This window comes from Paenibacillus sp. 1SOY10 (assembly GCF_056836745.1).
Genome location: NZ_JBXENK010000005.1, coordinates 175,723 through 201,791, shown reverse-complemented (window position 1 = coordinate 201,791; position 26,069 = coordinate 175,723). Strand labels below are relative to the sequence as shown.

At 49.2% G+C, this 26,069-nt stretch carries 26 protein-coding genes; 1 reads left to right on the top strand and 25 read right to left on the bottom strand.

Annotation, left to right across the window (positions count from 1 at the left end; genetic code table 11):
• Positions 1 to 27 precede the first annotated feature (27 nt).
• From AC1VOR_RS14875 to AC1VOR_RS14790, 18 genes are all read right to left on the bottom strand, one after another.
• A complete protein-coding gene (locus tag AC1VOR_RS14875) occupies positions 28 to 1,476 on the bottom strand; it encodes a PTS transporter subunit EIIC (RefSeq protein ID WP_482618762.1) in 1,449 nt (482 codons plus the stop codon).
• A gap of 14 nt (positions 1,477 to 1,490) precedes the next feature.
• Positions 1,491 to 2,384, bottom strand: coding sequence for an N-acetylmuramic acid 6-phosphate etherase (gene murQ / locus AC1VOR_RS14870; RefSeq protein WP_482618760.1), 894 nt, complete (start codon positions 2,382 to 2,384; stop codon positions 1,491 to 1,493).
• Between the two features lie 197 nt (positions 2,385 to 2,581).
• Positions 2,582 to 2,767 (bottom strand): hypothetical protein, encoded by a 186-nt coding sequence (locus tag AC1VOR_RS14865; protein WP_482618759.1) that lies wholly within the window; start codon positions 2,765 to 2,767, stop codon positions 2,582 to 2,584.
• Between the two features lie 149 nt (positions 2,768 to 2,916).
• The gene (locus AC1VOR_RS14860; RefSeq protein WP_482618757.1) at positions 2,917 to 3,897 is read right to left on the bottom strand and encodes an SPFH domain-containing protein; all 981 of its coding nucleotides are present in this window, start codon (positions 3,895 to 3,897) and stop codon (positions 2,917 to 2,919) included.
• 18 nt (positions 3,898 to 3,915) lie between these two features.
• On the bottom strand, positions 3,916 to 4,746 hold the full coding sequence (locus tag AC1VOR_RS14855; protein WP_482618755.1) for a TPM domain-containing protein: 831 nt from the start codon (positions 4,744 to 4,746) through the stop codon (positions 3,916 to 3,918).
• A complete protein-coding gene (locus AC1VOR_RS14850; protein WP_482618753.1) occupies positions 4,743 to 5,774 on the bottom strand; it encodes a TFIIB-type zinc ribbon-containing protein in 1,032 nt (343 codons plus the stop codon). Before AC1VOR_RS14850 ends, AC1VOR_RS14855 begins: the two co-directional genes overlap by 4 nt.
• 35 nt (positions 5,775 to 5,809) lie before the next feature.
• The gene (locus AC1VOR_RS14845) at positions 5,810 to 6,538 is read right to left on the bottom strand and encodes a PspA/IM30 family protein (RefSeq protein ID WP_482618752.1); all 729 of its coding nucleotides are present in this window, start codon (positions 6,536 to 6,538) and stop codon (positions 5,810 to 5,812) included.
• A 164-nt stretch (positions 6,539 to 6,702) separates the two neighbouring features.
• Positions 6,703 to 7,734 (bottom strand): VanZ family protein, encoded by a 1,032-nt coding sequence (locus tag AC1VOR_RS14840; protein WP_482618750.1) that lies wholly within the window; start codon positions 7,732 to 7,734, stop codon positions 6,703 to 6,705.
• 123 nt (positions 7,735 to 7,857) lie between these two features.
• Complete coding sequence (locus AC1VOR_RS14835; protein WP_482618749.1) at positions 7,858 to 8,865, bottom strand: PHP domain-containing protein; 1,008 nt, start codon at positions 8,863 to 8,865, stop codon at positions 7,858 to 7,860.
• Between the two features lie 16 nt (positions 8,866 to 8,881).
• On the bottom strand, positions 8,882 to 9,703 hold the full coding sequence (locus AC1VOR_RS14830) for an alkaline phosphatase family protein (protein ID WP_482618747.1): 822 nt from the start codon (positions 9,701 to 9,703) through the stop codon (positions 8,882 to 8,884).
• Positions 9,704 to 9,726: 23 nt separating this feature from the next.
• Positions 9,727 to 10,512 (bottom strand): DeoR/GlpR family DNA-binding transcription regulator, encoded by a 786-nt coding sequence (locus AC1VOR_RS14825; RefSeq protein ID WP_482618745.1) that lies wholly within the window; start codon positions 10,510 to 10,512, stop codon positions 9,727 to 9,729.
• Between the two features lie 5 nt (positions 10,513 to 10,517).
• Complete coding sequence (locus AC1VOR_RS14820; RefSeq protein ID WP_482618744.1) at positions 10,518 to 11,561, bottom strand: ABC transporter ATP-binding protein; 1,044 nt, start codon at positions 11,559 to 11,561, stop codon at positions 10,518 to 10,520.
• The gene (locus tag AC1VOR_RS14815; RefSeq protein ID WP_482618742.1) at positions 11,558 to 12,370 is read right to left on the bottom strand and encodes an ABC transporter permease; all 813 of its coding nucleotides are present in this window, start codon (positions 12,368 to 12,370) and stop codon (positions 11,558 to 11,560) included. Before AC1VOR_RS14815 ends, AC1VOR_RS14820 begins: the two co-directional genes overlap by 4 nt.
• Complete coding sequence (locus AC1VOR_RS14810) at positions 12,370 to 13,284, bottom strand: ABC transporter permease (RefSeq protein WP_482618740.1); 915 nt, start codon at positions 13,282 to 13,284, stop codon at positions 12,370 to 12,372. Before AC1VOR_RS14810 ends, AC1VOR_RS14815 begins: the two co-directional genes overlap by 1 nt.
• Before the next feature lie 81 nt (positions 13,285 to 13,365).
• Positions 13,366 to 14,490, bottom strand: a complete 1,125-nt coding sequence (locus tag AC1VOR_RS14805) for an ABC transporter substrate-binding protein (protein WP_482618738.1) — start codon at positions 14,488 to 14,490, stop codon at positions 13,366 to 13,368.
• 239 nt (positions 14,491 to 14,729) lie between these two features.
• A complete protein-coding gene (locus AC1VOR_RS14800; RefSeq protein ID WP_482618736.1) occupies positions 14,730 to 16,718 on the bottom strand; it encodes a flavocytochrome c in 1,989 nt (662 codons plus the stop codon).
• Between the two features lie 159 nt (positions 16,719 to 16,877).
• Positions 16,878 to 17,150, bottom strand: coding sequence for a DUF6809 family protein (locus AC1VOR_RS14795; protein WP_482618734.1), 273 nt, complete (start codon positions 17,148 to 17,150; stop codon positions 16,878 to 16,880).
• Between the two features lie 211 nt (positions 17,151 to 17,361).
• Positions 17,362 to 19,080 carry a restriction endonuclease gene (locus AC1VOR_RS14790; RefSeq protein ID WP_482618732.1) on the bottom strand — a complete coding sequence of 573 codons (1,719 nt, stop codon included), beginning with the start codon at positions 19,078 to 19,080 and terminating at the stop codon, positions 17,362 to 17,364.
• Positions 19,081 to 19,606: 526 nt separating this feature from the next.
• Here AC1VOR_RS14790 and AC1VOR_RS14785 point away from each other — a divergent pair.
• Positions 19,607 to 20,155 carry a hypothetical protein gene (locus AC1VOR_RS14785; protein ID WP_482618731.1) on the top strand — a complete coding sequence of 183 codons (549 nt, stop codon included), beginning with the start codon at positions 19,607 to 19,609 and terminating at the stop codon, positions 20,153 to 20,155.
• 1 nt (position 20,156) lies between these two features.
• Here AC1VOR_RS14785 and AC1VOR_RS14780 read toward each other — a convergent pair whose 3' ends face one another.
• From AC1VOR_RS14780 to AC1VOR_RS14750, 7 genes are all read right to left on the bottom strand, one after another.
• Positions 20,157 to 20,372: a hypothetical protein gene (locus AC1VOR_RS14780; RefSeq protein WP_482618730.1), complete on the bottom strand. Its 216-nt coding sequence runs from the start codon at positions 20,370 to 20,372 to the stop codon at positions 20,157 to 20,159.
• 26 nt (positions 20,373 to 20,398) lie between these two features.
• The gene (locus AC1VOR_RS14775) at positions 20,399 to 21,460 is read right to left on the bottom strand and encodes a sensor histidine kinase (RefSeq protein ID WP_482618728.1); all 1,062 of its coding nucleotides are present in this window, start codon (positions 21,458 to 21,460) and stop codon (positions 20,399 to 20,401) included.
• Entirely contained in the window at positions 21,457 to 22,158 is a 702-nt protein-coding gene (locus AC1VOR_RS14770) for a winged helix-turn-helix domain-containing protein (RefSeq protein ID WP_482618727.1), read from the bottom strand. The genes AC1VOR_RS14775 and AC1VOR_RS14770 overlap by 4 nt, the downstream gene beginning before the upstream one ends.
• Positions 22,159 to 22,331: 173 nt before the next feature.
• Positions 22,332 to 22,991 carry a CPBP family intramembrane glutamic endopeptidase gene (locus AC1VOR_RS14765; protein WP_482618725.1) on the bottom strand — a complete coding sequence of 220 codons (660 nt, stop codon included), beginning with the start codon at positions 22,989 to 22,991 and terminating at the stop codon, positions 22,332 to 22,334.
• A gap of 224 nt (positions 22,992 to 23,215) precedes the next feature.
• Complete coding sequence (locus tag AC1VOR_RS14760) at positions 23,216 to 24,076, bottom strand: helix-turn-helix domain-containing protein (protein ID WP_482618723.1); 861 nt, start codon at positions 24,074 to 24,076, stop codon at positions 23,216 to 23,218.
• Between the two features lie 71 nt (positions 24,077 to 24,147).
• Positions 24,148 to 25,200, bottom strand: coding sequence for a glycoside hydrolase family 53 protein (locus AC1VOR_RS14755; protein ID WP_482618721.1), 1,053 nt, complete (start codon positions 25,198 to 25,200; stop codon positions 24,148 to 24,150).
• A 26-nt stretch (positions 25,201 to 25,226) separates the two neighbouring features.
• Complete coding sequence (locus tag AC1VOR_RS14750; RefSeq protein WP_482618719.1) at positions 25,227 to 26,069, bottom strand: sugar ABC transporter permease; 843 nt, start codon at positions 26,067 to 26,069, stop codon at positions 25,227 to 25,229.

Below are 26,069 nucleotides of genomic sequence, written 5' to 3'. Positions count from 1 at the left end.
CCTTTTACCCTTTTAGTATTCATGTTGCTATACCTCTTGAGGTTGTCTTGCTTCCTTCGGTACTCCAAACAGCCAGGTGAACAGGAAGCCAAAGAAATAGGCAGTAACCAGACCGATCAGATAAATCCACCATTTACCGTCCGCGATCAGCAGTAACATCTCAATACCGGTAGCCCCAATAGCAATGGCTCCAACATTTCCGAAATAAGCAATTACGGCTCCGCCAAACCCGGCACCTATACAGGCTGTTACAAACGGCTTGCCCAGCGGTAGAGTAACCCCATAAATCAGCGGTTCACCAATGCCCAACACGCCAACGGGCAAAGCGCCTTTGATAATGTTAGTGAGCGGCTTGTTCTTGTAACAACGTATCCATAAGGCCAATGCAGCTCCAACTTGTCCTGCTCCTGCCATAGCCAGAATTGGCAACAGAATGGTCACGCCGGTCTGATTGATAAGCTCAATATGGATAGGTGTCATAATATGATGAAGTCCCAACATAACCATCACCAGCCAGATACCTCCCAGAATGAAGCCGGACAAGGCTCCCCCGACAGACAAAATCCAGTTGACCGCATAGAGCAGGTTACTGGCCACAAATCCGGCAAAAGGCATGATCAGGAAGATGGTTAGCAACCCCGTAATCACAACGCTAAGGAAAGAAGTCACGATCAAGTCGATGGAGTTGGGCACGATCTTATGCATTTTTTTCTCTATAACCGATAGAATCCACACGGCGAGCACGACACCAATAATCCCGCCTTGACCGGCGATGAGTGGATCACCCGTAAATAAGTTGATAATCGGAAAGTCCGGCTTCATCCCGGTCAGCAGCGTAGCCCCGCCGATTACACCGCCGAGCGATGGACTTGCTCCAAATTCTCTGGCCGAGTTAATCCCTACGAAGATAGCCATATAAGAGAAAATTCCGTTCTTGATCACGCCCATAATAAGGTTGAATTGCTGCCAGCCGTCTCCTGACAAATGTCCAGACGTGATGAAGTTGGCAATAACCGAGGTGATCCCTGCCAGCAAGCCTGCCGCTACGAAAGCGGGAGCTAATGGAATGAAAATATGTGAAATCGATTTCAAAAAATTCTTGATCGGCGTGTTGTTCCGCTGCTTATACTTCTCCTTGTTCTCTGCCGCGATGCGGGCGGCTTCTGCCTTATTATTTGATGACTGGCCGGAGACTGCCGCGCCCCGTGGAATGACTTCTCCCATCTCCACACCGCTGATATCGGCAATTTCCTTCGCCACCTTGCCCACGACACCGGGTCCCACAATGATTTGAAGTGTAGATTCAACAATGACGCCTAACACACCGGGAATTTTCTTCAGTCGTTCAATGTCAGCCACATCTTCATCTCTTAAAGTAAGGCGCACACGCGTCATGCAGTGGGTTACCAATTCAATGTTCTCTATACCGCCTACCGTATTTAGAATTTCTAAAGCCATGTCCTTCTCTTTACTCATGTTCAACTCCCCCTTTACGCTTGTTCTATGGCCCTTCTGATAAAGCCATCTGACTGTTCAAGCCGCTGTATGGCTTCCTCATTACTCAATCCTGCAAGCAGCATCGTCACCGCAACTTTGACTTGATGACCGCTCATCTCATAGTAATTGGAGGCGGTTGCAAGATCGCAGCCCGTGATTTCGCTAATCATGGACTTCGCCCGGGTTACCAGCTTCTCATTGGTAGGCTGCACATCGACCATGAGATTGCTGAACGCCTTACCAATCCCGATCATGGCCGTAGTAGAAATCATGTTCAGTACCATCTTCTGCGCCGTTCCGGCCTTAAGTCGGGTAGAACCTGTTAATACCTCAGGTCCGGTGACAATCTCGATCGGGTACTGAGCATACTTACTAATAACCGCATCCGGATTGCAGGCCAGACTGGCGGTAGCTGCTCCAACCTGGGCCGCATATTGCAATCCACCGATGACGTAAGGTGTGCGTCCACTAGCTGCAATACCGATAACGGTATCTTTCTCACTTAAGCCTAGTCTTGCCAAATCCTCCATAGCCAGTTCCGGTGAATCTTCAGCTCCTTCTACCGCCGTATGAATAGCCGTTTCGCCGCCAGCAATGACACCCTGTACCATCTCCGGGCTCGTCCCGAAGGTCGGTACACACTCCACCGCATCCAGAATGCCCATCCGGCCGCTGGTCCCTGCTCCTATATAAATGAGCCGTCCTCCCTGCTTGAAGCTACGAATGACGCACCTAGCAACGCGCTCAATCTCAGGCAGCTTCTCCTTCACTGCCAGAGAGACCTTGGCATCCTCCTCCTGCATGAGCTCCAGAATCTTACCTGCCGACAGCCGATCTAAATCCATCGTGTTCGGATTCCTCTTCTCTGTATTTAAATGATTCAGCACCCTATCATCTCCTCTTCTATCTGCCCTCAGTGTATATCATACGTAATAAAATTTCAATATAAATAAATATATTTGTAACATTATTTCAAAACGGCGTAAAAAAAGAACTCCCGGTACTAACCCCGTAAGTTCCCCTTTTTCATTTCTTGTTTCAGTTGCCCATGACTACAGAGTAGCTCACCGCGCTTCTGATGCTGCTACCTTTGTCGGTTCCTGTTGAACCGAACATACACCAGAATCGCCGCAATAATCATCGCCAAGAAGCCGACATTGGTCGCCGGTTCTTGAGCCATTCCTAGCAGCATACAAAGATTGGTTACCAAGTTATTGGTTAAAATAGCAATTAGTATCAAAAAAATCGGCCGCCAAAAATTAAATCTCATTTCCCCACGCCACTCCCCGATCTGGTAGAATCGCTTGCTTGTTATGCGCTTTCTTTTCGTTCGCTTATATAGCATCATAGCATAAAACAAGCTCCTGATCGAAGCCTGACGACCCAGGCAGGCTCACGCCCACCTGAATCTACCCTGCTCTATGCCAGCTTCTGTCCGCAATTGGAGCAGAAATTCGCCCCTTGATTTTTCGCTCCACAATTGGGACAGAAGTTCGGCTTCTTGGCACTGTCCCCACTGTTCCCACCACCGGATGCAGACGAAGAAGAGGACTGTCCCTCCTCCATGTTCTTCATCATTTCCTTGGCGATGTTCATCCCCATCATCATGCCAGCCATATCGGAGGCAGCCCCGGCGCCTTGCACCTTACCGGAAGCCATACCGTCGGTCATGCTGACCTGCTGGTATTTGGACAAGTTACCGATCATCTCATGGGAAGCTGTCTTGTTGATCATGTCCTGAATTTCCTTCGGATAGTTGAAGCTCATGACCTGGAAGCCTGTAATGGCCAGACCATCATCCATCACCTGCATATCCAGGTCCTCCCGGATCCCTCGGGCAATCTCCGCGCTGTTGGCTTGCAGATTGAACATATCCTTGCCTTCCCGGCTAATCCACTTCATCAGCAATTGGTCCAGCACAGACGTAATCCGAATCTTCACGTCCTCCACCAGATAACTTTGCTTGATCCCGGCCACCTTATCGATCAGCGTTACATAATCGTTCACCTTGAAGTTGAACGTTCCGTTGGCCCGAATCGGCATCCCTCCGGGCAACTGCGGCGTCGGAATCAGTACCGGATTTTGCGTCCCCCAACGGACGGTGAATTCCTTCGTATTAACGAACAGGACCTCCACTCGCATCCCGCTGTTAAAGCCGAACTTGAAGCCCTTCAGCGTGGACAGGAACGGCACAATTTCTGATTCGACGTTGAACTCGCCATCATCCTTGAAGATCCCTTCAATCTTGCCATTGTTAATGAAAATCGCATCTTGCCCTGCGCGGATAATCAGCTTACTGCCCTTCTTAATCTCGCGATTGTTCCATTTCCAGAAGATCATATCGTCCCGGAATTCTTCCCATTCGACTACGTTGGCAAACTGGTTTTTAAAAAAGCTCATGCTACCCACACCCTTCTGTTAAAATGACCCCCGGCTGCCGCTATGTGAATGCCCGCCTCCGGTTCTTCCACCACCGCCCCCACCGGAGCCGCCGCTGCTGCTCTTCTGAATCTTCGTCTTGGTGACCGTCGTCCGCAAATACTGATCCTGACGGCCCAATATCCCCGACTTGCCTCGATCCTCGTACGTCGCTCCGCTGACCGTCACACGCCCACCGGAGCGATAGGCCATAACCCCAACAGCAATTCCGCCGACAACCAAGGCCGCACCAAATTGGAACCACCCATCAAACAGGATATTATCCGGATTAACGCCCGGCTTGAATCCCATATAACGATGTGCTGTCAGAATATATTCCTCGAACGCCTGTCTGTAATCGCCCGATGATAGCATGGGGGTAATATGATTACGAATTTTATCCAGCCGTCCATCATCTAAATAATCCTCTGCCTTATAAAATCCCGCCAGGTAAATGTCCCGATTCATCATATCCAGTGTCAGCATAACCGTGTTGCCGTGGGCTTTATCATACCCTGGTGCCCGCTCGTCATAGAAGTCCTCGGTCAGCTTGACCACATCTTCGCCCTCGGGGTTATTGGTGGTATACACGATAATATCTGTCTCCCGCTCAGCTCCATAGCTACGAGCTATCTGCGTCAGGGCAACAATATCCGCTTCACTAAGTAGTCCAGCCTCGTCGTAAATGAGCGGCTTCTCAGCCCCACCAGCCGCACTGGCTATCCCTGCAGTCCCTAAGAACCCGCCGCTGAAGCTGACCAAGAGCAGCAGGAACACTGCGATGGCCACCAGACGCTTACTCCAGGCTGAATTATAATTCCGTACTATCACAGGAAGCCACCTCCCATCAGCCAAGAGGCAATTTTAAGCGACAAGAGGGATACGCCTGAAATACCGGCAAACCAGGCGACCATTTTCCCCTTACTTAGTGGAGGCTTACCTACTACCTTGCCCGTCTGCCCGTTCATGGCGAAGGTGTACTCCGAGCGGTTGAAATCATAGGTGAACATCCAGACGGGAAGTAGCACATAATCATTGCGCTTCACGTCGGTATCAATTCGCTTATCGGTGAAGCTCACGCTGGCATATCCCGATACGGTGGAAGACAGAAAGGATTCGATATAAGGCCTAACCTTCTCCTTGACCCGGGGGAACAATTGCTCTCCGGTATAGCTGTATTTTTCCGCAATATATCCGGCAAGATACGGGGTTCTGAATTCTTTGAGCTTATCGTAAGGGAACGGCTCCAGCCGATCCATCAGCTTGTCATTCATCTTCTCCGATGCATCAATCGGCACCCGCACGTAGTCGACGTTGAGCTTCCGATAGATGGCGAAGTGATCCGTCTCCGTATAACGGTAATCGCCCCGGGTATAGCTTCTCACCTTGGTCGCATGACCTTGCGCCTCTACGCGGTTATGCAAATCGTATAGCCAGAACGGGACATAAATCCCGGTAATGCCCTTAATGCGATTCGCCGCCATGAAGGCCCGTGGGGTCAATAAGCCTCTTCTACACCACTTCCTGAACGCTTCCTTGGCTTCTTCCTTACTAATTGCAAAAGGAATGACCTGTACCGGTGCGAGTGTTCCACTCAAACGATCGCTCAGCACCACGGCCGAGCCGCAAAAGGTACAGGTGGTCGCGCTCGTTTCCGGTTCGGTCACGATGACTGCCCCACAACTTTCACAATGATATTCCTTGACCTCGTTGTCGGTATAGACCTGCTGCTTGAGCGGGTCAGGGATTTGCTCAATATTGTCTTGCCGTCCGCAGCTTGGGCAGCTTAGCTTCCCTGTCACGCTATCAAATCGCATGCCACTGCCGCAATTGGGGCATTTGTACTCAATGACCGGCATTTACTCACCTCAATCTATATATATCATGCTCAAGATTACTGATTCAATTTGGCCTTCAGAGCCGCAAGCTCATCCTCGGGCGAGAGCTTTTCAGGCTCCGCTTGCCCTGAGCTTCCATTGTCTCCGTCAGGATTGGACGGAGCTTGCTTCGCCGCCTGGGTGTCTCGCTCTAGCTGAGCCATCAGCTCATCAAGATCATCCTTGCGGGTACCTCCCCGAAGCTCAGCGAGCGCCAACGCTTCGTTCAGCGCGAGGTCGGCCTTCTCCTCCAATTCCCGGAACGCTGACCGCTCACCGGTAGCTGCGTTCCTACGTTGCTGGGCTTCGGCCTCCGCCAGCTTGCCCTTGAGCGTGGCCCGCCTTGCTTCAAGCTCGTTCACATCTGCGGTAAGCTTCTCTTGCATCTGCGCAAGCTTGACGGTCTGGTCCGCCGCCTCTTCGTAAGCGGCTTGCCGCTTCTTGCGTTCCTCCGCTTGGGCAGCTTTGCGCTGCAAGAACTTCAACGCTCCCTCATCATCACCAGACTCAGTGGCCTTCTCCGCATAACGCTGCAGCTTTCTGATCTCTGCATCGCATTCCTCCAGTGCCCGCTTTGCCCGGCCCTCAGCCGCCAGAAGTGAAGCTGATTCGGCCCGTATCTGGCCCAAATCCAACTGAACTTGCTTCATATATTGATCTACCGCTGCCGCCGGTTCCTTGGATCCCTCCAGCATGGCGCCGATATTCGCCCGCATAACATCCCGAAACCTCGATAAGATTCCCACGTCCCGTTCCTCCTTCGATGGTTGTGTATTTACTTAATAATACATGACAATGAACCAATTGGTTTCATCGAGGCAAGAAAAGAAGGTGATAAATACAAAAAAAGCGTCCTCCATCCGCTATATGCGGTACGAACGACGCTTCACCAGCTTCCTGCGCTTCCAAATTACTCCATCATGCTGATCAGCAGCGCTCCCGCTACACCGGGACGTTCATCTGAGTACCATGCGCTCACCGTAAGGGGATGAACCATACTACCTCCGTGTTCCACGCCCTCTTGCTCCAGTGACTGCTTAACTTGCGACCAGCTAACCTCCTCATAACGACTAACTACCTGCTTGCCTTGCTCATGGATGTAGCGAACAAAAATCTTCGTCTGCTCATCCACCTTCAGTGTAACCTTCTTGGGTTCCGTCTCCAGCTTAGTCTCTGTCTCCGACTTAAGCTCTTCCTTCGCTGTCTCTCTGGTCATGACCACGTAAGAAGGATTGATACGCACGGTGACGGCTTCTTCTTCGACAGCGGTTAAGTCCCCCAACAGATCACGTGATGACTCCTCCCAGCCAGCCATGACTTCCTTATTCTCATCTGCGTATACGACCTTGGCATCCACAAAAGGGAGCAGGCTTGCATCGTAGGCGGTAATGGAAGCAACTCCACCCGCTCCTACCAGGAGGTAAATTCCCGTAAGCATCATCACCAGTTTCCTTGGCGTGCGAGCCCGGTTCTCCACCCATAGATAAGCACCGATCCCCAGTACCCCGCCCGTAATGTTCAAGAGAACATCATCGATGTCGCTGCTGCCAAGGGCAAATACGTATTGACTGACCTCAAAGAATACAGAAACACCAAGCACGACAGCAATTTGTCCCCAGAACAACCAGCGTCTCGCTACGAAGGCCACAAATAACCCCATCGGAATGAAGATTAAAATATTTCCTCCGATATTCTCCATCAATCGCCCCGGGTCCATCGCCCCTTGAACCAGAAATTGCCCAATTGTGCGAAAGGGAATGATATTCACGCCTCTTAACGTATTAAGCCGTTCGTGAAACATTGAATCAATAGGCATCGTCTTGAACAGAATGATCTGTGCCATCAGCATCACATATACGCCAAACAGTAGATACAGCAGCCCGTACCAGCCCCGGCTGACTTGCTTTCCGCTTCTACTGTAGCCCGATTTCCGCAGTAACATCACACCAACCTCCTAGCCTTGAACACTCATTTCAAGAGCAGTTCGCCCTATAAATTAATCATTTTAAAAAAGGACGGATGGAGGTGGAGAATTGTTACCAGGTGCTATTCAGCTTTCCGTGATTTAGGCAATGGGCACCATTTGGCGTTCCCGGTTCCTGAATATCGTAAGCTCTGCATAGCCCTGCTCTACAGCATCGGCCAAAGCGCCATCCAGTAACATACCGATATCGTCGGGAAAATGCGCGTCTGAAGACAAGGTTAGTGGCACACCATATTCAGCTAACACGGACAGGAACAAAGGACTTGGACAGCTTTCGGCCACAGGATAGCGATAAGCCAAGCCTGTATTGATCTCCGTAATTACTCTGCTACGAGTCATCTTCTCGGCAATTTGTCTGTATAGTGGAAGAAGTTCCCGTTCATCGTGGGGGCGAAAGCCAAATAACTTCAAATTGTCCGGGTGCGCAATGATCTGGAACAACCCCGACTCGCAAGCTTGCCCCAAAAGGTCGTAATAAGCGGCATAGGTGGCTACAGGGTCACGTCCGTCAAAGCCTTCCTTTGCCTCGGGATTATCAAAACCCCACCCCTCCAGAAAGTGAACCGAGCCAATGACGTAATCCCATGGATGCTGAGCTAGCAGCTCTCCAAGCTCCACCTCTCCACCAGGGAAGAAGTCCGCTTCAACCCCTAGCGCCAGATCGGGCCTTGTTTTCTTGGCTTCCGTAATGAAATCGGCAAATTCTGAAATCGAGGCCACGCACACCTGATCCAGCCAGGCGCGTTGCAGCTTGCCTACCGCACTATCATCAAGCAGCATATGCTTCTCATAATACGGGCGGCATTCGCGAAAGCGGTACAGATGATCCACAACGCCAAACTGCTGAATTCCCCGGCTGCGGCCTGTCGTCAGATACCGGTCCAGCCATTCTTCACTGTAGCACCCCTGCTGCATTCGCCCGGACAACAGCCCGGACAGATGCTCTGCAAAGTCAAGCGTGTGATCCTTATCCATTACCGAAGCGTTAGTATACGTGGGCTCAGTCGCAGAGAGAGCCTGCATGGTGCGCATGAGCCAGCGCAATGAATAGGGTCCTTCCTCTAAATGAAAATGCATATCAACCTTCACCGGTTAATCCTCCTGTCTATGTCCAGCTCACCATCGCCCCGGAAGGCTTTATCCCCAAGTAATGACACATTAGCGGCGCAAAATAAAGCTGGGATATCCCCGGCTTGCGCTCCAATGAGGAAGAGGGAAGCGGCAATTCGCCGAAGACATACAGCGAAACTTGCCGTTCCTCCGGTTCCGTGCCGCCATGCTGCCCCTCTCCATTCATGCCGTGATCAGAGGTTACAATAACCTGATACCCTTGCGATCTCCATAACGGCACCAGGGAGGCCAGCAAGCCGTCGGCCATACGTACAGCCCCCGCGTATTCCTTGCTCTCCCCTCCGTACTTATGGCCCATATCGTCAATATTCATGGAATGGATATAGAGGAGGTTGGGGTCATAGGTCGTGCGTAAATATTCAGCATCCAAGAACAAATGGCTGTCCGGGTAATGATCCTCAAAGTAGAACATGCCATGCTGAATTGGCCGGCTCTCATCGTGCTGGTGACGGTCCTCTATTAAGTTAAAGGGAGCTCGGTTATATAGCTCGCTTACCCAATGATAGGCTGCTGCTGCCGTTCTCAAGCCTGCCTTGGTAGCCAGATGGAACACGCTCTCCTCCCGGCTCAGGCGCGCAATATGATTAGCGGTGATTCCATTTCGTGCGACTGGCGTTCCAGTCAGCAGCACCTCGTAGAGCGGACGAGATAGACTAGGAAGCTGAGACTCTACGCGGTAGCAAGACACCTCTCCTTGTTCAACTAAATGCTCCATATAGCCCAAATATTTGCGAGCCGCATCATATCTGAGTCCATCCAACACAACAACAATCAGCTTAGCTTCGGTCGACGACATCTATGATTCCTCCCTTTATCCTCTTATTTAGCTTCAATCCATTGAATATGCTGGCTGCGGAGGGGCTGTACCCATTCCTTCGGAACGGCCGTATTGCTGACAATTACGTGCAATTTATCAAGCGGAGCGATCTCCACGAAGGCTTCCTTGCCCAGCTTCGATTCGTCCGCCAACACGATGGTTCGGGAAGCCGCCTCGATCATTCTTCGCGACATTCCCGTCTCATTGATATCATAGTCACTGATGCCACGCTCGGGAGAAATACCTCCCACGGAGATGAACGCCTTATCTACGCGGAATTGCGACAGCATGCTCTCTCCCATGGGTCCGGACATCGATTGCTGCTCCGGGTTCAGTTCCCCGCCAACCACAACAATCTTCCCGGAAAATTTCCCGCTGTTGAGCGATTCCATCAGATGATAGGCTACGGCCAGCGAATTCGTCAGAATGGTCAGCCGTTCCCGGCCAGCAATGGCCTTCGCCATCTCCAGCGTGGTTGTGCCGATATCGACGGCAATCGTATCCCCCGACTCAACCAATTCCGCGGCCGCCCGACCAATGCGCTCCTTCTCCTCGGTCTTCACCTGTTGCCGCTGTAAATAGGGGGGCTCATAGCTGGTCAGCTTCGTGAGTACCGCACCTCCGTACACCCTCTTGGCCAGCCCGTCCTTCTCCAGCAATACCAGATCACGGCGAACCGTCTCTTCCGACACCGTGAATAGCTGGGATAAGTCAGGGACCTTCACTTGTCCCTCCAGTTTTAACTGTTCCATAATGACACGCTTACGTTCCTCGGATGAAATTGACAACTTCCCTAAGCCCCTTCCTTCTCCAAATGCAGCAATTGCGTATGATCCAAGACCAGCTTCACCGTGCTGCTCTCTTCCCTGCGTAAGGACCGCCCATCGTTAAGTTGATCAACGGTCAGCCGAAGTCCCGCAACATCCACAGTATAACGAATCACATTGCCCAGAATGGACGCAGAATGCACGGTCCCCTGCACGATCTGCTTGCCTGCTTCTAACCCCGTGCCCTCTCGCTCCTGATTGAGAAGAGCCAGCGCCTCCGGCCGTATAGCAAAGCTCTCCGCTTCTCCCCCTACCATTCCAAATAAGCGCAATGCTTCGGCCCGGGATAACACGTTGTAGCTACCCATGAATCGGGCTACAAACTCCGTTCTTGGAGCAGAATATATTTCTTCAGGTGCTCCTTGCTGCACAATATTGCCTTGGTTCATCAGGCACACCCGGTCCGATAAGGTTAACGCTTCCTCCTGATCATGGGTGACAAAGATGGTCGTCATATTAAACTTTTTCTGAATTTCCCGAATCTCGCTCCTTAAATTTTTGCGAATTTTGGCATCCAGCGCACTAAGCGGCTCGTCTAACAGAAGCACCTTAGGCCGCACAGCTAAAGATCGGGCCAAGGCGACACGTTGCTGCTGGCCGCCTGACAACTGCTGCGGATAGGCATCGCGCTTGTCCACAAGATCAATTAGCTCAAGCAGTTCCGTCGAACGCTGCCGCCGAGCCTCCTTCGATGCCTTGCGCATTCGCATCCCGTACTCAATATTCTCGCTGACCGTCAGATTGGGGAATAGAGCATAAGATTGGAATACCATGCCGATCTCCCGACTACGGGGCGGCAGCTCTGCAATGGACTGATTATCCAGCCAAATCTGTCCACCATCCATCTCCGTCAAGCCGGCGATGCAGCGAAGCAACGTGCTTTTACCGCATCCGGAGGGTCCTAACAACGTGACCAGTTCCCCCTCACGAATATCGAGATTCACTTGGCTCAGCACCGTATTTCCTCCAAATTGCTTGCTAATCCCTTCCAGCCTCAGATATGGCTTCATTTGGACATCCCCTTGTTTACTTTTTTGCCAAGCTGCATCAACACCATAGACAACATTAGAATGAACAAGAAATAAGAGATCGCAATCGCGCTGGCCAAGTGTCCGCTTTCGTTCATTCTACGCATCAGATACACCTGAATCGTCTGAATATGTCCACCGACCAGCATATTGGTCAGCACGAATTCGCCAAACAATACGGAGAAGGACAGCAAGGTCGAGGTCATCACTCCGGGCCAAATATTCGGCAGAATCACCGTGATGAAGGCCTTGATCCGGCTTGCACCAAGCATTTCCGCAGCCCCAAGCAGCTCCACGGCCGATACAGTCAGCAAGCTATTGCGAATTCCCTGATACATGTAAGGCAGAATAATGACGAAATAGGCTCCGATCAAAATATAGGCCGTCCCGGAAATGTTGATTGGCCCCGATGAATAGGCACGAATTAATCCAACGGCTGCGACTACGCCAGGCACCGCATAGGGCAGCACCACGACGCCCTTCATGAAGCTCTCCAGCCTTGGCAGATACACCGTGATAATGAATACCGCAGGAAGCATGACCACGAGACTCAACGCCACACTGATCAGGCACAAATAAAGGGATTTCCATAAGGCGTCCATAAATCGGACGTCCGTGAACATTTCGCTGAACCATTCCAGCGTCCAGCGTTCCGGGAGAATCGTGGTCTGCCAGTCCTTGGCAAAGGCGTAGATAAAAGTGGCCAGCAGTGGAAGGAACAAGTAGACGAGCAGCACCAGCATTAAGGTACGATGTCCCCAGCCTGCCTGACGCTCTCCGGATGCCTGCATTATAATTCCTCCTTCAATGTAGGCGACTTTAGCCGGAAGCCCTTGCGGCGAATAGAAGCTCTTGGGTCTGCCGCTCCTGGCTGGAACCGCTGCGCCCGCTCTGTCATCTTGTGATTCAGATAGACGGCGAGCAAGGTGGATAACGCCAGAATTACGGCGAGTACATTGCCAAGCTGCGGCTCGCTCACGACGTCACCCGAGACCAGATTGCCGATTCGTACGGCAAGCAGATTGAAGTTGCTGCCTACCAAGGCATATGCCGTGGCGTAAGCCCCCATACTGTTAGCGAACAGAATGCCCAGCGTGCCGAAAACAGCCGGAAGCAGCACCGGAATACCAATCGTTCTCCAGAATTGCCACGTGCTTGCCCCTAACAAGGATGCCGCCTCCTTCCACTGCTCCCGAATGCCGTAAAAGGAAGGATACAGCAGAAGCAAGGCGAGGGGCACCTGGAAATAGACATAGACAAGCACCAGTCCGGACCAGCTATACAGATCAAAGCTGGCAAAGACGTCCCAGCCCCACTGCTTGAACAGCAACGTAAATACTCCATTACTGCCTAGCAGGATAATATAAGCGAAGGCCAACGGTACACCGGCAAAGTTAGAAGTCATATTGGACAGCATGATCAAGCGATCCCGCATTTTGGGGGAGAACCGTGTAATGGAATACGCAAATATCAGCCCCGCCACCAGCCCGATCACACTGGAAAACATCGAAATTAACAGACTATTTTGAATTGCCTTAAGATAATATTCGCTTTGAAAGACACGTCCATAATATTCCAATGTCAGGCCTGCCCCTGAACTGACGCTCCCAGTCACCATCGAGACGATGGGAACCAGTTGGAACAAGGCTACCATAGCTATAAAGGGCAGCAGCCCCAGCCAGAACCAGCGATTTTTACGCTTCACCTTTCCCACTCCTCTGCTTTGAGCAAAAGGTGCGCCATTGCCTTGGACGACTGACGCACCGCTTAAAGACCTACAGTATCGTTAGTTCATGTGTACCAGCACACGCTCCTGCCACAATTGAGGCAACTTCTTCGCGGCTTCTTCCCACGCCTGATAATCGCCCACAGGCTTGACGCTTGTGTAAGCCTCGGCAGGCAACAGCTTGGCAGCTACATCTTCGGGAAGTTCAACGCTATCGCGAATCGGTCTGGCATAGCCCTTCGCCAGATTAATCTGACCTTCATCACTCAAGATGTACTCCCGCGCCAACTTCGCTGCATGGGGATGAGGCGCATATTTATTAATAATGGTGGCATATCCGCTTACGACGCTGCCTTCCTGTGGAATGGCTACGTTGAATTTATCTGGACCCAGTTGGTCCTTGAAGTTAAGCGCATTGAAGTCCCACAATAAGGTAACTTCGACTTCACCCTTCTCCATATTCGCCAACGAAGCTTCTGCATTCGACAGACGACCTTGCTTAGCCAGTTCTTCAAAGTAAGCAATTCCCGGCTCCAGGTTGCTTTCATCTCCGCCAAAGGCGATGGCTGCTGCGAGCACGGCCATTTGAGCCTGGGCTGCCTTAGTCACGTCGCCAACGATAATTTTATAGTCGCCGTTCTTCATGTCTTCCCAGCTTTGTGGTGGAGACTTCACCAGATCGGTATTGGTAAAAATAGAAATCGAGCCTTGATAGCCTACAATCCAATGTCCATCCGCATCCTTGGCCCACTCGGGAATCTCTTCCCAATAGGAGGTTTTGTATGGCTGCGTCACGCCCCGATCCACGGCTACCGGGCCGAAGGCAATCCCTACGTCGCCGATATCGGCTGTCGGCTTGTTCTTCTCCGCTTCAAACTTATTAATCTCGTCCGCGCTCGACATATCCGTGTCCGAGTGCTCCAAGCCATACTTGCTCTTCAGGTCCTCCCAGGTGTCCTTCCAGTTCGCCCAAGTATCAGGCATCCCTACGCTAACGACGGAACCTTCCTCCTTGGCCTTATCCTCCAATTCAGCCAGCGTTAATTCCACTGCAGGGGCACCAGCGTTGCCGTCCGCGCTTGCAGCCGACGTATCGCCCGATGCGTCTCCACAAGCTACCAATGCCAACATAAACAAACACAGAACAAGGCCAAGCGCCAACGTTTTCTTTACTCCATATTTCATGTTCTCTCGCACTCCCTGTGGATTATTGTGGGTTCATCATGTATTTATGTTGTTTTCAACCCAAGTAGAGTATAAATTTTGACTATTTCCGCTAGATTAAGAGAGTTGCCTAAATTTATTAAATCCGCAAGGAGTTGTCGTTAAGGAGATTTAATAATAGTGTTACAAAAAAAATTCCCCGTTCCTCTCCGCATCAGAGCGGTAGAGGAACGGGGAATTCGTGATTTGAGACTACGAAATTAGTTACTTGCTGCGCTAGCACCAGCAATCCGACCAAAGGTGAAGATATCGGTGATGGCGTTACCACCCAGACGGTTACCGGCATGGACACCGCCTGCTACTTCGCCCGCTGCGAACAAACCTTCAATAGCGTTACCCTCTGCGGTCAATACCTCAGCCTTCTCGTTAATCTCCAGACCACCCATCGTGTGATGCACGGATGGAGTTCTTGGCGTTGCGAAGAATGGAGCCGTCTCCAGCTTTTGTCCAAAGTTCTTCTTGCCAAACTCAGGGTCCAGTTGATTCTCTACATAAGTGTTGTATTTCTTCATTTCTTCTACGAAGGTATCTACTGGAACGCCCATTTGCTTGGCTAGATCCTCCAATGTATCCGCTACGAAGATATTTTTATTCTTAATCAAATCTTGATAGTTATCACCCCATCCGGATTTCCCGTTCAAGTCGGGATTACCGAGCGAGGTGTTATCACTGATGATATAGAACATCTTGTCGGTTTGTTCCAGAGCTGCGGCAGCCAGTACGTCACGTTCAGCATACTCGTTCACATACCGTTTACCTTCTTTGTTGACGAAGATTTGCGTCTCTGCACTGCCCCATACGCCGCCGGACAACGCGCCCGTTCCCGGTTGACCACTTGGCATCAATTGAATGAAGCCCATGCCCCACAGATTTGCTCCAACTTCCTTACCCATCTTAATACCGTCACCAGTCGCATTTGCGGTATTGGTGGTCATGATGTTAGCATCCAGATCAGGCCAGTAGTTGTTGTATTCTACAACCATGTCCGGATTGGCACCGAACCCGCCTGTTGCCATAACTACACCCTTGGATGCGTTCAAGGTCACTGGAGTTCCGTCTGCTTGCTCAGCAGTTACGCCCACGATACGGCCGCCATCTACAATCAGTTGGGTCGCTTTCGTATTCAGCATAATCTCTGCTCCAAGATCAGTTGCCTTTTTCTCCATGTTGTTGATGTAACCTGTACCAAGCGGCTCAGCGTTATGATGCGTTCTAGGCCACAAAGCGCCAAGCACGGTACCAATGCCATCTTCGAACTGTACACCATTGCTCTCCAGCCATTCGATCGTGCCATAGCTGTTAGAGGTCAGTGTTTTCACCAATTCAAATTTACCTGTAATTTCTTTACCATCCAGGTCCGTTCTCTTCCCGCCGATATAAGTATGAATCATGTGCAATTCAGGGGAGTCGAACAACTTGGTTGTATCGCCATTCGCCAAATATTCCTTAATTTGTGCCTTCACCGTCTTAAGCGTGTCAGCATAATCTCCAAACTCTTGCTCGTCATAAGTCAGAATTTCTTTCAGTTCGTTCGTCAACGCCTGCGTCATTTCGATCTTTGGCTGTCTGACCGGGTCATAGGAGTTGAACTCCCCGCCCGCACGAAGCGTGTTCCCGCCCAGGGATGGGGACTTCTCGATCAGAATAACCTTAGCACCGTTCTCCGCTGCCGATACTGCCGCGGCAAGACCTGCTCCGCCCCCGCCGACAACCACTACTTCAGTATCCTTCGTAATGGCTTCCTTCGCTGCTGCCTTCAGCGGCTCTTTGTTCTTCAACGCATCAACGTCCGCTCCGGCCTTGGCCAAAGCATCTGCAATCGCATCAATCAGACCATTACTGGATACGGATGCCCCGGATACCACGTCCACCTTCAAGCTCTGTCCTTCGACAACCTTCTCGGGAATCGTAGTAAATACCGCATCACTGACGCCCTCAGTATCCTTCTGCTCCAATACCTTTACAGATTGAATCGTATTCTCGTCAACCGTAACCTCTACTTTAATTACGCTGTGCAAGCCTTGGGCTTCCCCGGTGTAAGTCCCTGGTGTATACAGGCCTTGGGTAGCTGCCCCATCCGGTGCGGCTTCATTGTTGTTACCGCTGCAACCGATTAACCCCATCATCAAGATAAATACCAGTGCTACCAGAAAACCTGTTCTTGCGTACCTGCTACTTAGATGTCTCATGTACTCTGCTCCCCTTCAGTAATTGTGTTTTTTTTCACAATATAAGTGAAAAAATTCACGAATTATGCCGAAACAAATTCGCTTATCGTAGCTATTATACGCGCGCCCGTATGCGCTTTCCCGTGCTTTTTCTCACAAACTCACACTGCGGGAGCGCGTTCAGAGATATTTTTTATGGAGAACTTCAATCATCAACCCGGCCCCTAACTGGAATCCTTGCGTAAACGACTCAGCCATTTCTATCCCTTGCACCTGTTGCTGCAAGTCAATCAACGCCTCCAAATCGGCGAAGTCAGCTCTGCTTAGCTTCTCTTTCCAAGCAATCATCGCACTGGACAGCTCTCGGGTCAGCTCACGATATTGCGGATCATTTGGGACGATCTGTTCATGCGGAAGCAGATTTCCGTGGTAGAGGGATTCGAGAAGGGACATGGTGGGCCTCCTTTTTTATCTATAGAATAGCAGAATGGGGAAAGGAGGGTGGTACGTGAAGGCGTAATCAATCCCTAACTAAATAAAAGATTTCTATTTTATCTCGCCTTTAATAATATAAGCAAGTGTTGGTACTCATTCATTTCAGTTTTCCCCCTGTTACCTTTGTAAGTTGTTCTGTCATAAATGAAAAGGGACCCTTAGGACCCTTTCACTTTTCAGCTAAGATTTTTTTAGCTTCTCTTAAATCAATTCTTGCATGGTGGCCGTGCTTTTCCAATAGATGAAGTAAGTTAGAACCGTTAAGTAAAGTTAAGGGCTTAGCTTTAGCAAATTCATATGCATCGGGTCCATAGTCAGCAGTGGAAACAAGAATTCCTTTGGTCGCACCCTCATTGACTACCGAACCGTACAGGTCTCTAACGGCAGAGACGCTCACTGTATTTGTATACCTCTTAGCTTGTATAATTATTTTCCCTCCCCGAATTGGATCAGGATCAAAGGCAATCGCATCGACTCCACCATCTCGACTTGCTTGAGTTACCTTAACTTCACCACCATTAGTCTGAAATTCTTTCTCAAACAATTCACGAATAAGGTGTTCAAATTCTTCCCAATCCATTGCAGCAAGGTTAGTTGTATTATCAAGAGAGCCAACAACAGTATGACTCTCAACAAATCTTTTATCATCTCTACTAATTTGCAATATAGGTTGAATCGGGGTTAATGTACTTAATTTACTACTAGCTACACCTTTGAGATTTTTAAAACATATTTTAGGGTCAACATTTGATAAATCTATTTCATTAAATTCAATTTTATTTGTCTGAATGCTGAGGATACAGTTATTCTCTTCTTTACCTGTTGCTTTATTTATTGATTCAACCCAACCATTAAAGGAAACAGCATCAATGGCATTAGCCACGTCTGATTCAAAGATTTCATGTATCGTTCGCAAGGAAATTTTATACATAGATTCATCAAACATTTTTAATTTTTGACTATCAGAGATATAAAATTCTTTTAATTCTTTCTTCGAAGTCATATACTTAACTTCTTTTAGAGTTGGAAAGCACTCTATGGAGGGCAATTGATATTCTATGATTAAAATTTTATTTTCAGGATTATATTCCAATTCATAATTTTTGGGAAAAGCCCCTGGATACATTGAGTTATTAAGTACCATATCGCAATATTCAACAATAGAATCCGGATGAAGGCTAAAATACATTTGTTTCAACTCATCAATTTTTTTATTATATTCATCTTGTTCACTAATAAATGTATTTCTGTCATTCTCCCAATCTTGAACCTCCACCTCCCAGTGTTTTAATTTCTCCTCATATTCACGTTCTATCAAACTATTATGATCCTCTATTAATTGTTTTTCTTCTTCCCATTTTAGAATCATAGCAGCATTAATGGCATTATAATGGATTACCTTTTGTTGTTTTTTAGATTTAAAAATCTTATCTAATATTGTGAATTTAGGAGTTTTTTCTTCGGGTAAATTTGGATACTCTCTCTTTTCTCCATGAATCGGCTTAATTGGTGAACTCTTGGGGAATGTATCCTTCTTCTTCAAAGTATCCCAATCCACAGCATCATTAGTTGTTAGAGTATAGATTAATAAATTTTCAATATCTTGCAACTCCATATCGGCTTCTTCTGTTCTTCTATTCGCTTCTTCAATACTAGCTTCTACTTCTTCAGCAGCTTGACGCTTCTGAACAAAGACTTCCCATTTGTCTTGCCATTTCCTCATTTGCATGTCAATTTTGCTTTGAAGTATATCTTCATCAGGTGCTGAAATTAATTTATGGTCATGTAAACCATTATGTGCAATCTCTATGGTGTATTTTAAAATACGAGTTCCTGCAGAATTCCAAATAGCTTGAACATTACCAAAAGTAACATTCCTATCCCACATATTTGTCTCCTCCAATCAAGTATCCATCATAAAGCAAGTACTATATGCTATATTTTATTCAATTGAATGTAGTTCATTCCTCCTATATTCTTTGATATATATTCAATCTTCTATTTCAAACAAATTTCGGAAATACAAACTATTCTTCTATAAAATCCTGAACTTGCACCAAATTGCACACCCTTCTGAAAGAGATTTATGTTATGAAAAAGTTAAGTTCAGGGATATTCTAATAACTGAAATAAACGTTCTATTTATAGTACTTTTCAACCCCCATAATTAAAATCGCATTAGTTCTCAAGGATAGTTTTCGACGAATTTCAGGAAAATCCTCCCTAATCTGCACAACTGAAGTAAACTACTAAGTCATTTAATTTATATTCTAATCAGTGGCGCTAATACAGCTCTTAACTTTGAACTAACGCAAAAATATAATCTTTAAAACTATATAAATCCAGCATTTAAGATGTACAATTAAACCATATCCACTAATTCCCACCATTACAAAACCCGGAGTTGATCTTCCATGATACGATTTCCAAAAAAACGCTATCTGCTTCCAAGCTTGGGACTGCTGTTGATTGTTCTGCTTATCGCACTTATTACCCTCTTGCAAAGGGACTCGTATAGCAAGATTTCAGATGTCCATATTCAGCAGCTTAGCGAACTTGAATCTCTAGAGGTATTGGATTATAAAATTAACAACGAGGTGGACAAACCTTTTGCTTATATCTTCTACAAACGGGGTGTGAAGGTCGGGGCTTATTGGCTCAGAATCAAGAATGATGAAATGGAGTACGGCGCTGATCTGATGCTGAACGAGAACAGGAAGGAGTCCGTTCAGGTCTTTGGCATTCGTACAGGCTTCCCATACCTGATGATTCAAATCCATGATAAACAACTACTCCAAGAGGGGAAGTACATCTATGCTACTTTTAATCAGAAGACATGGCATCGGCTGGACATCGAGGAGGGAAAGCGAGCCTATACCTTGGTTGGCAACTATGATGAAGGAGCCGAGGGCAACTCCTCCGTCCTTATTTACAATCAGGAGCAACAAATCATCTACGAATGACCTACTCCTCCTCCAACCTCTCCACTGCCGTGAAAACAACATCCAGCAGCTCCGTGCCGAATTGAGTGCGTACATATTCAGCAATTGCGTCCAATTGGTCAAGGTGCTGGTACTCCAGGCAGGGACGGCCTTCGCTCCATAGAACCCGGCAGGGGAAGTTCTCCAGCACGCGCTCAAGAATAAAGTCCATTTCTACGGCGTTTTGGGGGATGCCCATAATCAATAATGCCTCCTGTCTTGATATTAGGGTTGGATTCCTACAATCGGTAAGGTAAAACAAAACGTCGCACCACCACCTGGTGTATGTTCAGCCGTAATCTCACCACCATGATTTTGAATGATTTTGCGACAAATTGCCAGGCCTAGTCCGGCTCCGCCGTAGGCACGGGAACGAGATTTCTCCGCGCGGTAGAACTGATCGAAGATGTAAGGCATGTCCTCCGGCGAGATTCCTGGCCCGTTATCAGCTACCTTCACCCGCAAATATTGAGCATCTGCTGTGGCCTGCACAGCGATTACTCCTCCTTGCTCACGCAACACGCTTCTGGCATTACTGATCAAATTATCGAACACCTGGGCAAGCCCTTGTTCATCGGCAAGCAGTAGAACTGCGGGAAAGGGCCTTGCCACCTGTAGTCTCACGGGCTGATCAGCCAGTTCAAGCATGATCGGCTGAATGATCGAATCCAGCAGATGCTCCGAGTCCCAGGTACGCAAATCAGCGTCCAGCGGCTTAAGGTCCAGTTGGGTATATTGGAAGAGGCTGTCGATCAAGCGGTCCAGACTCTCCGTTTTATTTTTAATCACCGCAATGTAACGGTCGAATTTGGCTTGATCATGAACGACGCCATCCTGCAAGCCCTCTACATAGCCACGAATGGAGGACAGCGGCGTACGTAGATCATGAGAAATACTGGCCATCAGTTCCTTGCGAGAACGCTCAAGCAGCGCCTGCTTCTCCAAAGAGGCCTTTAATTGTGTACTCATCGCGTTGAAGGCTGCGCATAAATCTCCCATTTCATCACGTTTGCTGTAATGAAGAGCAGCGTCGAAATTCCCCTTGATGATCTGCCCGGTGGCATGATTAAGCTCCCGCAACGGGGTTAAAATACGAACCGCAAGGAATCGCCCTACTAAGAGAGCACATAAGACAAAGGGGACAAACATCGCCAGAATGAGCGAGAGAACAGGACCGGAGGATATCCCCTCTGGACTGCTCACCCCTGCCAGAAGCACAACTCCTGCAGGAACAAGCAGCATGGCTGAGAACCCGGCCATCACACCCCCAAGCAATCCGATTCTCATCCTTCACCGCCTCCAAACTTATAGCCAACGCCCCACACGGTTTTGATATACCTTGGGGAAGCTGGAATGTCCTCTATCTTCTCCCGAATTCGCTTGATATGAATCGTTACTGTGTTCAAATCGCCATATTCGGTAGCGCCCCAGACCTGCTCGTAAATTTGCTGACGCGTCAAGACCTGATTGGGATGACGGGCAAGCAGCCGTAAGACCTCGAACTCCTTGGTCGTCAACTCCACTTCCTCTCCCTTTAACGTTACGGCATAAGCCTTCGGATAGATATTCAACGGTGGAAAGGACAGCACATCCTCCTTTCGTTCCGGGACAGACAGAAGATTTACCCGCCTTAATTGAGCTTTCACCCGAGCGACAACCTCTCCGGGGCTAAACGGCTTCACAACGTAATCATCCGCACCCAGGCCCAGACCGAGGATCTTGTCCCCCTCAGACTTCTTGGCACTTAACATGATGATGGGGACTGACGATTCAGAGCGAAGAATCCTGCACACTTCCATACCGTCAAGACCGGGTAACATCAGGTCAAGAATGACCAGTTGCGGCTGATATTCCCGAAACAACTCAAGACAAGACAGCCCATCATGGCTTATCCGCACCTCGTAGTGTTCCCTTTCTAAATAATCCTGCAAAAGTTCGGCAATTTCCGACTCATCATCTACGACCATAATCCGAATGCTCTGCAATCCCAAACCCCTCTCTGCTCATTCCGTCACCGTTAACCTCAGCAGCGCTCTCCGTGCTCCTGAATGGAACATTTCACTGTATCTATCTACTCCCTATCTTAGCAAATAAATACGCTCCGGCGTAACGGAGGAACCCATCGGTATCTGGTAGGGTCAGCAGTTCCAGCAACCCGTCAGTACAGGAGTACCGGAATTAACCCGCTAAGATTATTGAAGACATGGAACAAGATCGGGAGCAGAAGATTATAGCGTGACTTCACATACAGCGTTCCCAGAACAAGCCCCATCACCATATAGGGAGTCACATGAACCAGGTCGGCAAGATTATGGATATGGAGCAGCCCGAACAGCGTGCTGGACAACAAGACACAAAGCCACACCGACAAGCGCGTGGATAAGCGTCGAATCAGAATATAGCGGAAAATAAACTCCTCAACAACAGGTCCCATTACGCCTAGTATAGGCAACGTCAGATAAGGCGGCAATGTAAGCATCAGCTCATATACCTTGAGGTCGTTGACGCTTCCCTCATTCACAGGCGAGTCGAATAGCATATAAGTCAGGGAACTGATCAATACGAAGGCTAAGTAAACGCCAGCAAGCAGCAACAGGCTACGTAAGATGCGCCCCTTAAGCTGTCCCCAACTGTAAAGCAGAGGCTCCTTGAACACAAACAGCCCCACCAGAAACAAAATCGGGTAAACCGCGTATCTGGCTGAAGCAAATCCGGCCAGCCAGGACCCTACTACAGGTAGCTTCCCGAGCAGGACAAACGATAAATAGAGAAGTAGATAATACAGATTCCAGCGTGGTTGATGCGTATTCGAGTTCATTTTGGTTCCTCCCCATAGTCTTGGTCAAAGTCATTTTTCTTAGTATGAAGGAAGAACATGAACCCCCAATTCTATAAAAATAAACAGATGATAGCATAAATATGAACAAACGATAAACAGTAGCGGCTCCAGGAAATAATATGAACAAACTAGAAAGCACCGCCCCAAGAAAGGGCGATGCTGATGATATAATTCTATTAGGTTAATTTGCTTCTTCTGACCAGCTATTCCCCGTCTCCCGCCTGTTCTGCGGTCACATGGAGCTCCCGGTACTTACCCGGAGTGATGCCTTCCTTCTTACGGAAGGTCGCTACAAAGTGGCTGACATCATTGAAGCCGGTCTGCTCCGCCACCTCGCGAAGCGCACGGTCCGAATGCTGTAGCATGATCTTCTTGGCCTCCCGCAGGCGCAGTTGAATCAGATACGAGTAAGGACTCATGTCGAAGGCTTGCTGGAACAGCTCGTGCAGCGCATTCGTGCCAATCTGAGCGTGCTCGGCAATCTCTGGCAGGCCTATATTTTCAGCCAAATGCTGCTCCATGAAGTGTACAATGGGCTGAAGCTTCCGGTAATATTGGGACAACGATGGGCCGTTGTTCAGCATGCCGAACTTGCGAAGTTGCATGAGGAAATAATAAAGGTCGGTGGACACTTCGACATCATTATGAGACCGGGCCCCATCAATGCGCCGGAAGAGATCATTGAACAACGCCCCGAAGGATTGATCATCATCCTCTTCATAGAGGATCGTCTCATCCATGTTCAAGGCTTCCATAATTGAGGCTGCCGAAGCCCCGCCGAATGTAATATAAATGGTGGACCAGCGGTCCGACGCCGGATAATAGCTATGGGGCGTGAAGGGTTTTAGCAGGACACCTTGTCCCTTGGTCAGCCTGACGGATTCGCCGTGCAGCTCAAAGCGTCCCTCTCCCTCCAGCGTATGCAGCCAGTGATAATAGGGATAACCTTCAGGCCGCTGGAAGATGCGCTCCCATGCGCTATAACCGATGGATTCCAAATATAGCGGCAACGAACGTTCAATTGAAGAGAATACATAACGGATATTATCAGTTCCCCAGTCCATGAGCTACCACCACCTCGGTGTTAATAGCTCTATTATGAAGGATAGCTTGCCAACTGATCAATGAGGCAGCCCTACTTCTCCAAAAATACATTCAAAGATTCAAGCTTGTTGCCTTGATAATCAAATAACGTCAGATTAGACCAGTTATTCTCATGCCCCACCGACCACTCGGGCTTGGACGGAATCCAGCACGGCTCCCAGTAATATAACCCAAGTCCAAGGCCGTCCGGAACCTCCCGAATGCGCCGCATCAGCTCTGCCAGCCATTGCCGTTGCCCCTCCACCGTTGGTGGAAAGCCCGGATACACCCACTCCTCCGTATTGAAGATCAGCGGCTGCTCATCGGGCGGGGTCATCGTCCAGGGATAAGCCACTTCTACGACCACGATGGGCTTGCGATAGCGAACAGCCAGATCATGAAGATTATCCGTAAATTCCTCCAGCGTGCCATGCCACCATGAATAATAGGAGAGACCGATGATATCATAGTCAAGTTCAAACTCTGCTAGCTTATCATAAAAGAAACGGCTGCCCGCGTTATCACCACCACGATCGATATGAATCATCACCGGGATTTGCCCGGACTCAGGGGTAGCCTTCCGCACTCCGCGAACACCAGCAGCGATCAGCGCAGCCAGCTTCTCCCACTGCTCGGGCGTATTGTGGTCGCCATCGACCCGACCAGCCTCCCAGATCATCCCGTTCGTAATCTCGTTCCCTACTTGGACCATATCGGGCAGGGCATCTGCTACTGCCAAATCTCGCAGGATCGAAGCCGTGAAGGCCTCCACCTCCTCAACCAGCTTGGGGAACTCAAGACCTTCCCACGCCTTGGGCATATGCTGCTTGGCCGGATCAGCCCAATAATCCGAATAGTGGAAATCGAGTAGGAAGTGCATTCCCTTCTCCTTGACCCGCTTGGCCATCTTGATCGTCTTCTGCGGATTACAATAGTCGAACGTGGGATTGTTCCACAGGCGCAGGCGCGCGGAATTCACTCCGCTGTCCTTCAGAATGTCCAGTACATCACGAGTCTGACCCTGCTCATAAAAAGCCCCGCCCTCACTTTCGATTTCATCCACAAACGAAATATCCGTACCTTTAATAAACTCCAAATTCATCATGATGATCCACTCCTTTGTCTCAGCCGTTAGCCCTTCGTGCCTCCGGCTGCAAGTCCTGATATGAAGTATTTTTGCAAGAATAGATAGATGCCAGCGATGGGAACCGCGATCAAAATCGCACCCGCCGTAAACACCGTAAAGTTACTGGAATATTTCTCGGTGACAAAATGATATAAACCCACCGCCAGCGTGTACTTGCTCTTGTCATGCAAGATAATCGAGGGCAAGATAAAATCAAAAATCGGCAACATAAAGTTGGTCAGGGCGACAATGGCCAGAATGGGCGTAATTAGCGGCAGCAGAATTCGGATGAACAAACGAATCGGCCCTGCCCCATCGATCTTCGCCGCATCGTCCAGCTCCCGGGAGATCGTATCCAGATACCCCTTCACCAGCCAGGCGTTAAAAGGAATCTGACCTCCGACATAAATCATGATGAGCCCAATTAAGGTATTCAGCAGCCCAATCAGGTTCAGGAAAATATAAATTGCCACCATCGCCATCATGACCGGGAACATTTGTAGCAGCAGGAAGGCGTACATCCCGCTTTTCCGACCAACGAACTGAAATCTCGACAGTGCATAAGCCGTCATTGAAGTGAACACGATGGACAGCACACTGCTGACCGTCGAGACGTACAGCGTATTTCTATACCATGTCAGATAGTTACTCTCCGGACTGGTGAACAGCCAGCGGTAATGCTCCAGCGTTGGTTCTTTGGGAATCATGCTGGACGAATACAGGCTGGTTCCCGCGTTGAAGGACAAGCCAACCGCCCAGGCCAGCGGATAGCAGATCACAACCGTCATCAGTCCGATAATCAGATAGATTCCGGTGACCTCCAGTCTTGATTTCATACGTCCTCCCAT

What these genes read in the sequence shown, in the direction of transcription:
- AC1VOR_RS14850 (WP_482618753.1), bottom strand. Translation starts at nt 5,774, where the DNA reads ATGCCGGTCATTGAGTACAAATGCCCCAATTGCGGCAGTGGCATGCGA.
- AC1VOR_RS14820 (WP_482618744.1), bottom strand. Translation starts at nt 11,561, where the DNA reads ATGAAGCCATATCTGAGGCTGGAAGGGATTAGCAAGCAATTTGGAGGA.
- AC1VOR_RS14800 (WP_482618736.1), bottom strand. Translation starts at nt 16,718, where the DNA reads ATGAGACATCTAAGTAGCAGGTACGCAAGAACAGGTTTTCTGGTAGCA.
- AC1VOR_RS14860 (WP_482618757.1), bottom strand. Translation starts at nt 3,897, where the DNA reads ATGAGCTTTTTTAAAAACCAGTTTGCCAACGTAGTCGAATGGGAAGAA.
- AC1VOR_RS14755 (WP_482618721.1), bottom strand. Translation starts at nt 25,200, where the DNA reads ATGATGAATTTGGAGTTTATTAAAGGTACGGATATTTCGTTTGTGGAT.
- AC1VOR_RS14805 (WP_482618738.1), bottom strand. Translation starts at nt 14,490, where the DNA reads ATGAAATATGGAGTAAAGAAAACGTTGGCGCTTGGCCTTGTTCTGTGT.
- AC1VOR_RS14790 (WP_482618732.1), bottom strand. Translation starts at nt 19,080, where the DNA reads ATGTGGGATAGGAATGTTACTTTTGGTAATGTTCAAGCTATTTGGAAT.
- AC1VOR_RS14750 (WP_482618719.1), bottom strand. Translation starts at nt 26,069, where the DNA reads ATGGGAGGACGTATGAAATCAAGACTGGAGGTCACCGGAATCTATCTG.
- AC1VOR_RS14865 (WP_482618759.1), bottom strand. Translation starts at nt 2,767, where the DNA reads ATGAGATTTAATTTTTGGCGGCCGATTTTTTTGATACTAATTGCTATT.
- AC1VOR_RS14795 (WP_482618734.1), bottom strand. Translation starts at nt 17,150, where the DNA reads ATGTCCCTTCTCGAATCCCTCTACCACGGAAATCTGCTTCCGCATGAA.
- AC1VOR_RS14765 (WP_482618725.1), bottom strand. Translation starts at nt 22,991, where the DNA reads ATGAACTCGAATACGCATCAACCACGCTGGAATCTGTATTATCTACTT.
- AC1VOR_RS14815 (WP_482618742.1), bottom strand. Translation starts at nt 12,370, where the DNA reads ATGCAGGCATCCGGAGAGCGTCAGGCAGGCTGGGGACATCGTACCTTA.
- AC1VOR_RS14875 (WP_482618762.1), bottom strand. Translation starts at nt 1,476, where the DNA reads ATGAGTAAAGAGAAGGACATGGCTTTAGAAATTCTAAATACGGTAGGC.
- AC1VOR_RS14785 (WP_482618731.1), top strand. Translation starts at nt 19,607, where the DNA reads ATGATACGATTTCCAAAAAAACGCTATCTGCTTCCAAGCTTGGGACTG.
- AC1VOR_RS14830 (WP_482618747.1), bottom strand. Translation starts at nt 9,703, where the DNA reads ATGTCGTCGACCGAAGCTAAGCTGATTGTTGTTGTGTTGGATGGACTC.
- AC1VOR_RS14760 (WP_482618723.1), bottom strand. Translation starts at nt 24,076, where the DNA reads ATGGACTGGGGAACTGATAATATCCGTTATGTATTCTCTTCAATTGAA.
- AC1VOR_RS14780 (WP_482618730.1), bottom strand. Translation starts at nt 20,372, where the DNA reads ATGGGCATCCCCCAAAACGCCGTAGAAATGGACTTTATTCTTGAGCGC.
- AC1VOR_RS14775 (WP_482618728.1), bottom strand. Translation starts at nt 21,460, where the DNA reads ATGAGAATCGGATTGCTTGGGGGTGTGATGGCCGGGTTCTCAGCCATG.
- AC1VOR_RS14840 (WP_482618750.1), bottom strand. Translation starts at nt 7,734, where the DNA reads ATGTTACTGCGGAAATCGGGCTACAGTAGAAGCGGAAAGCAAGTCAGC.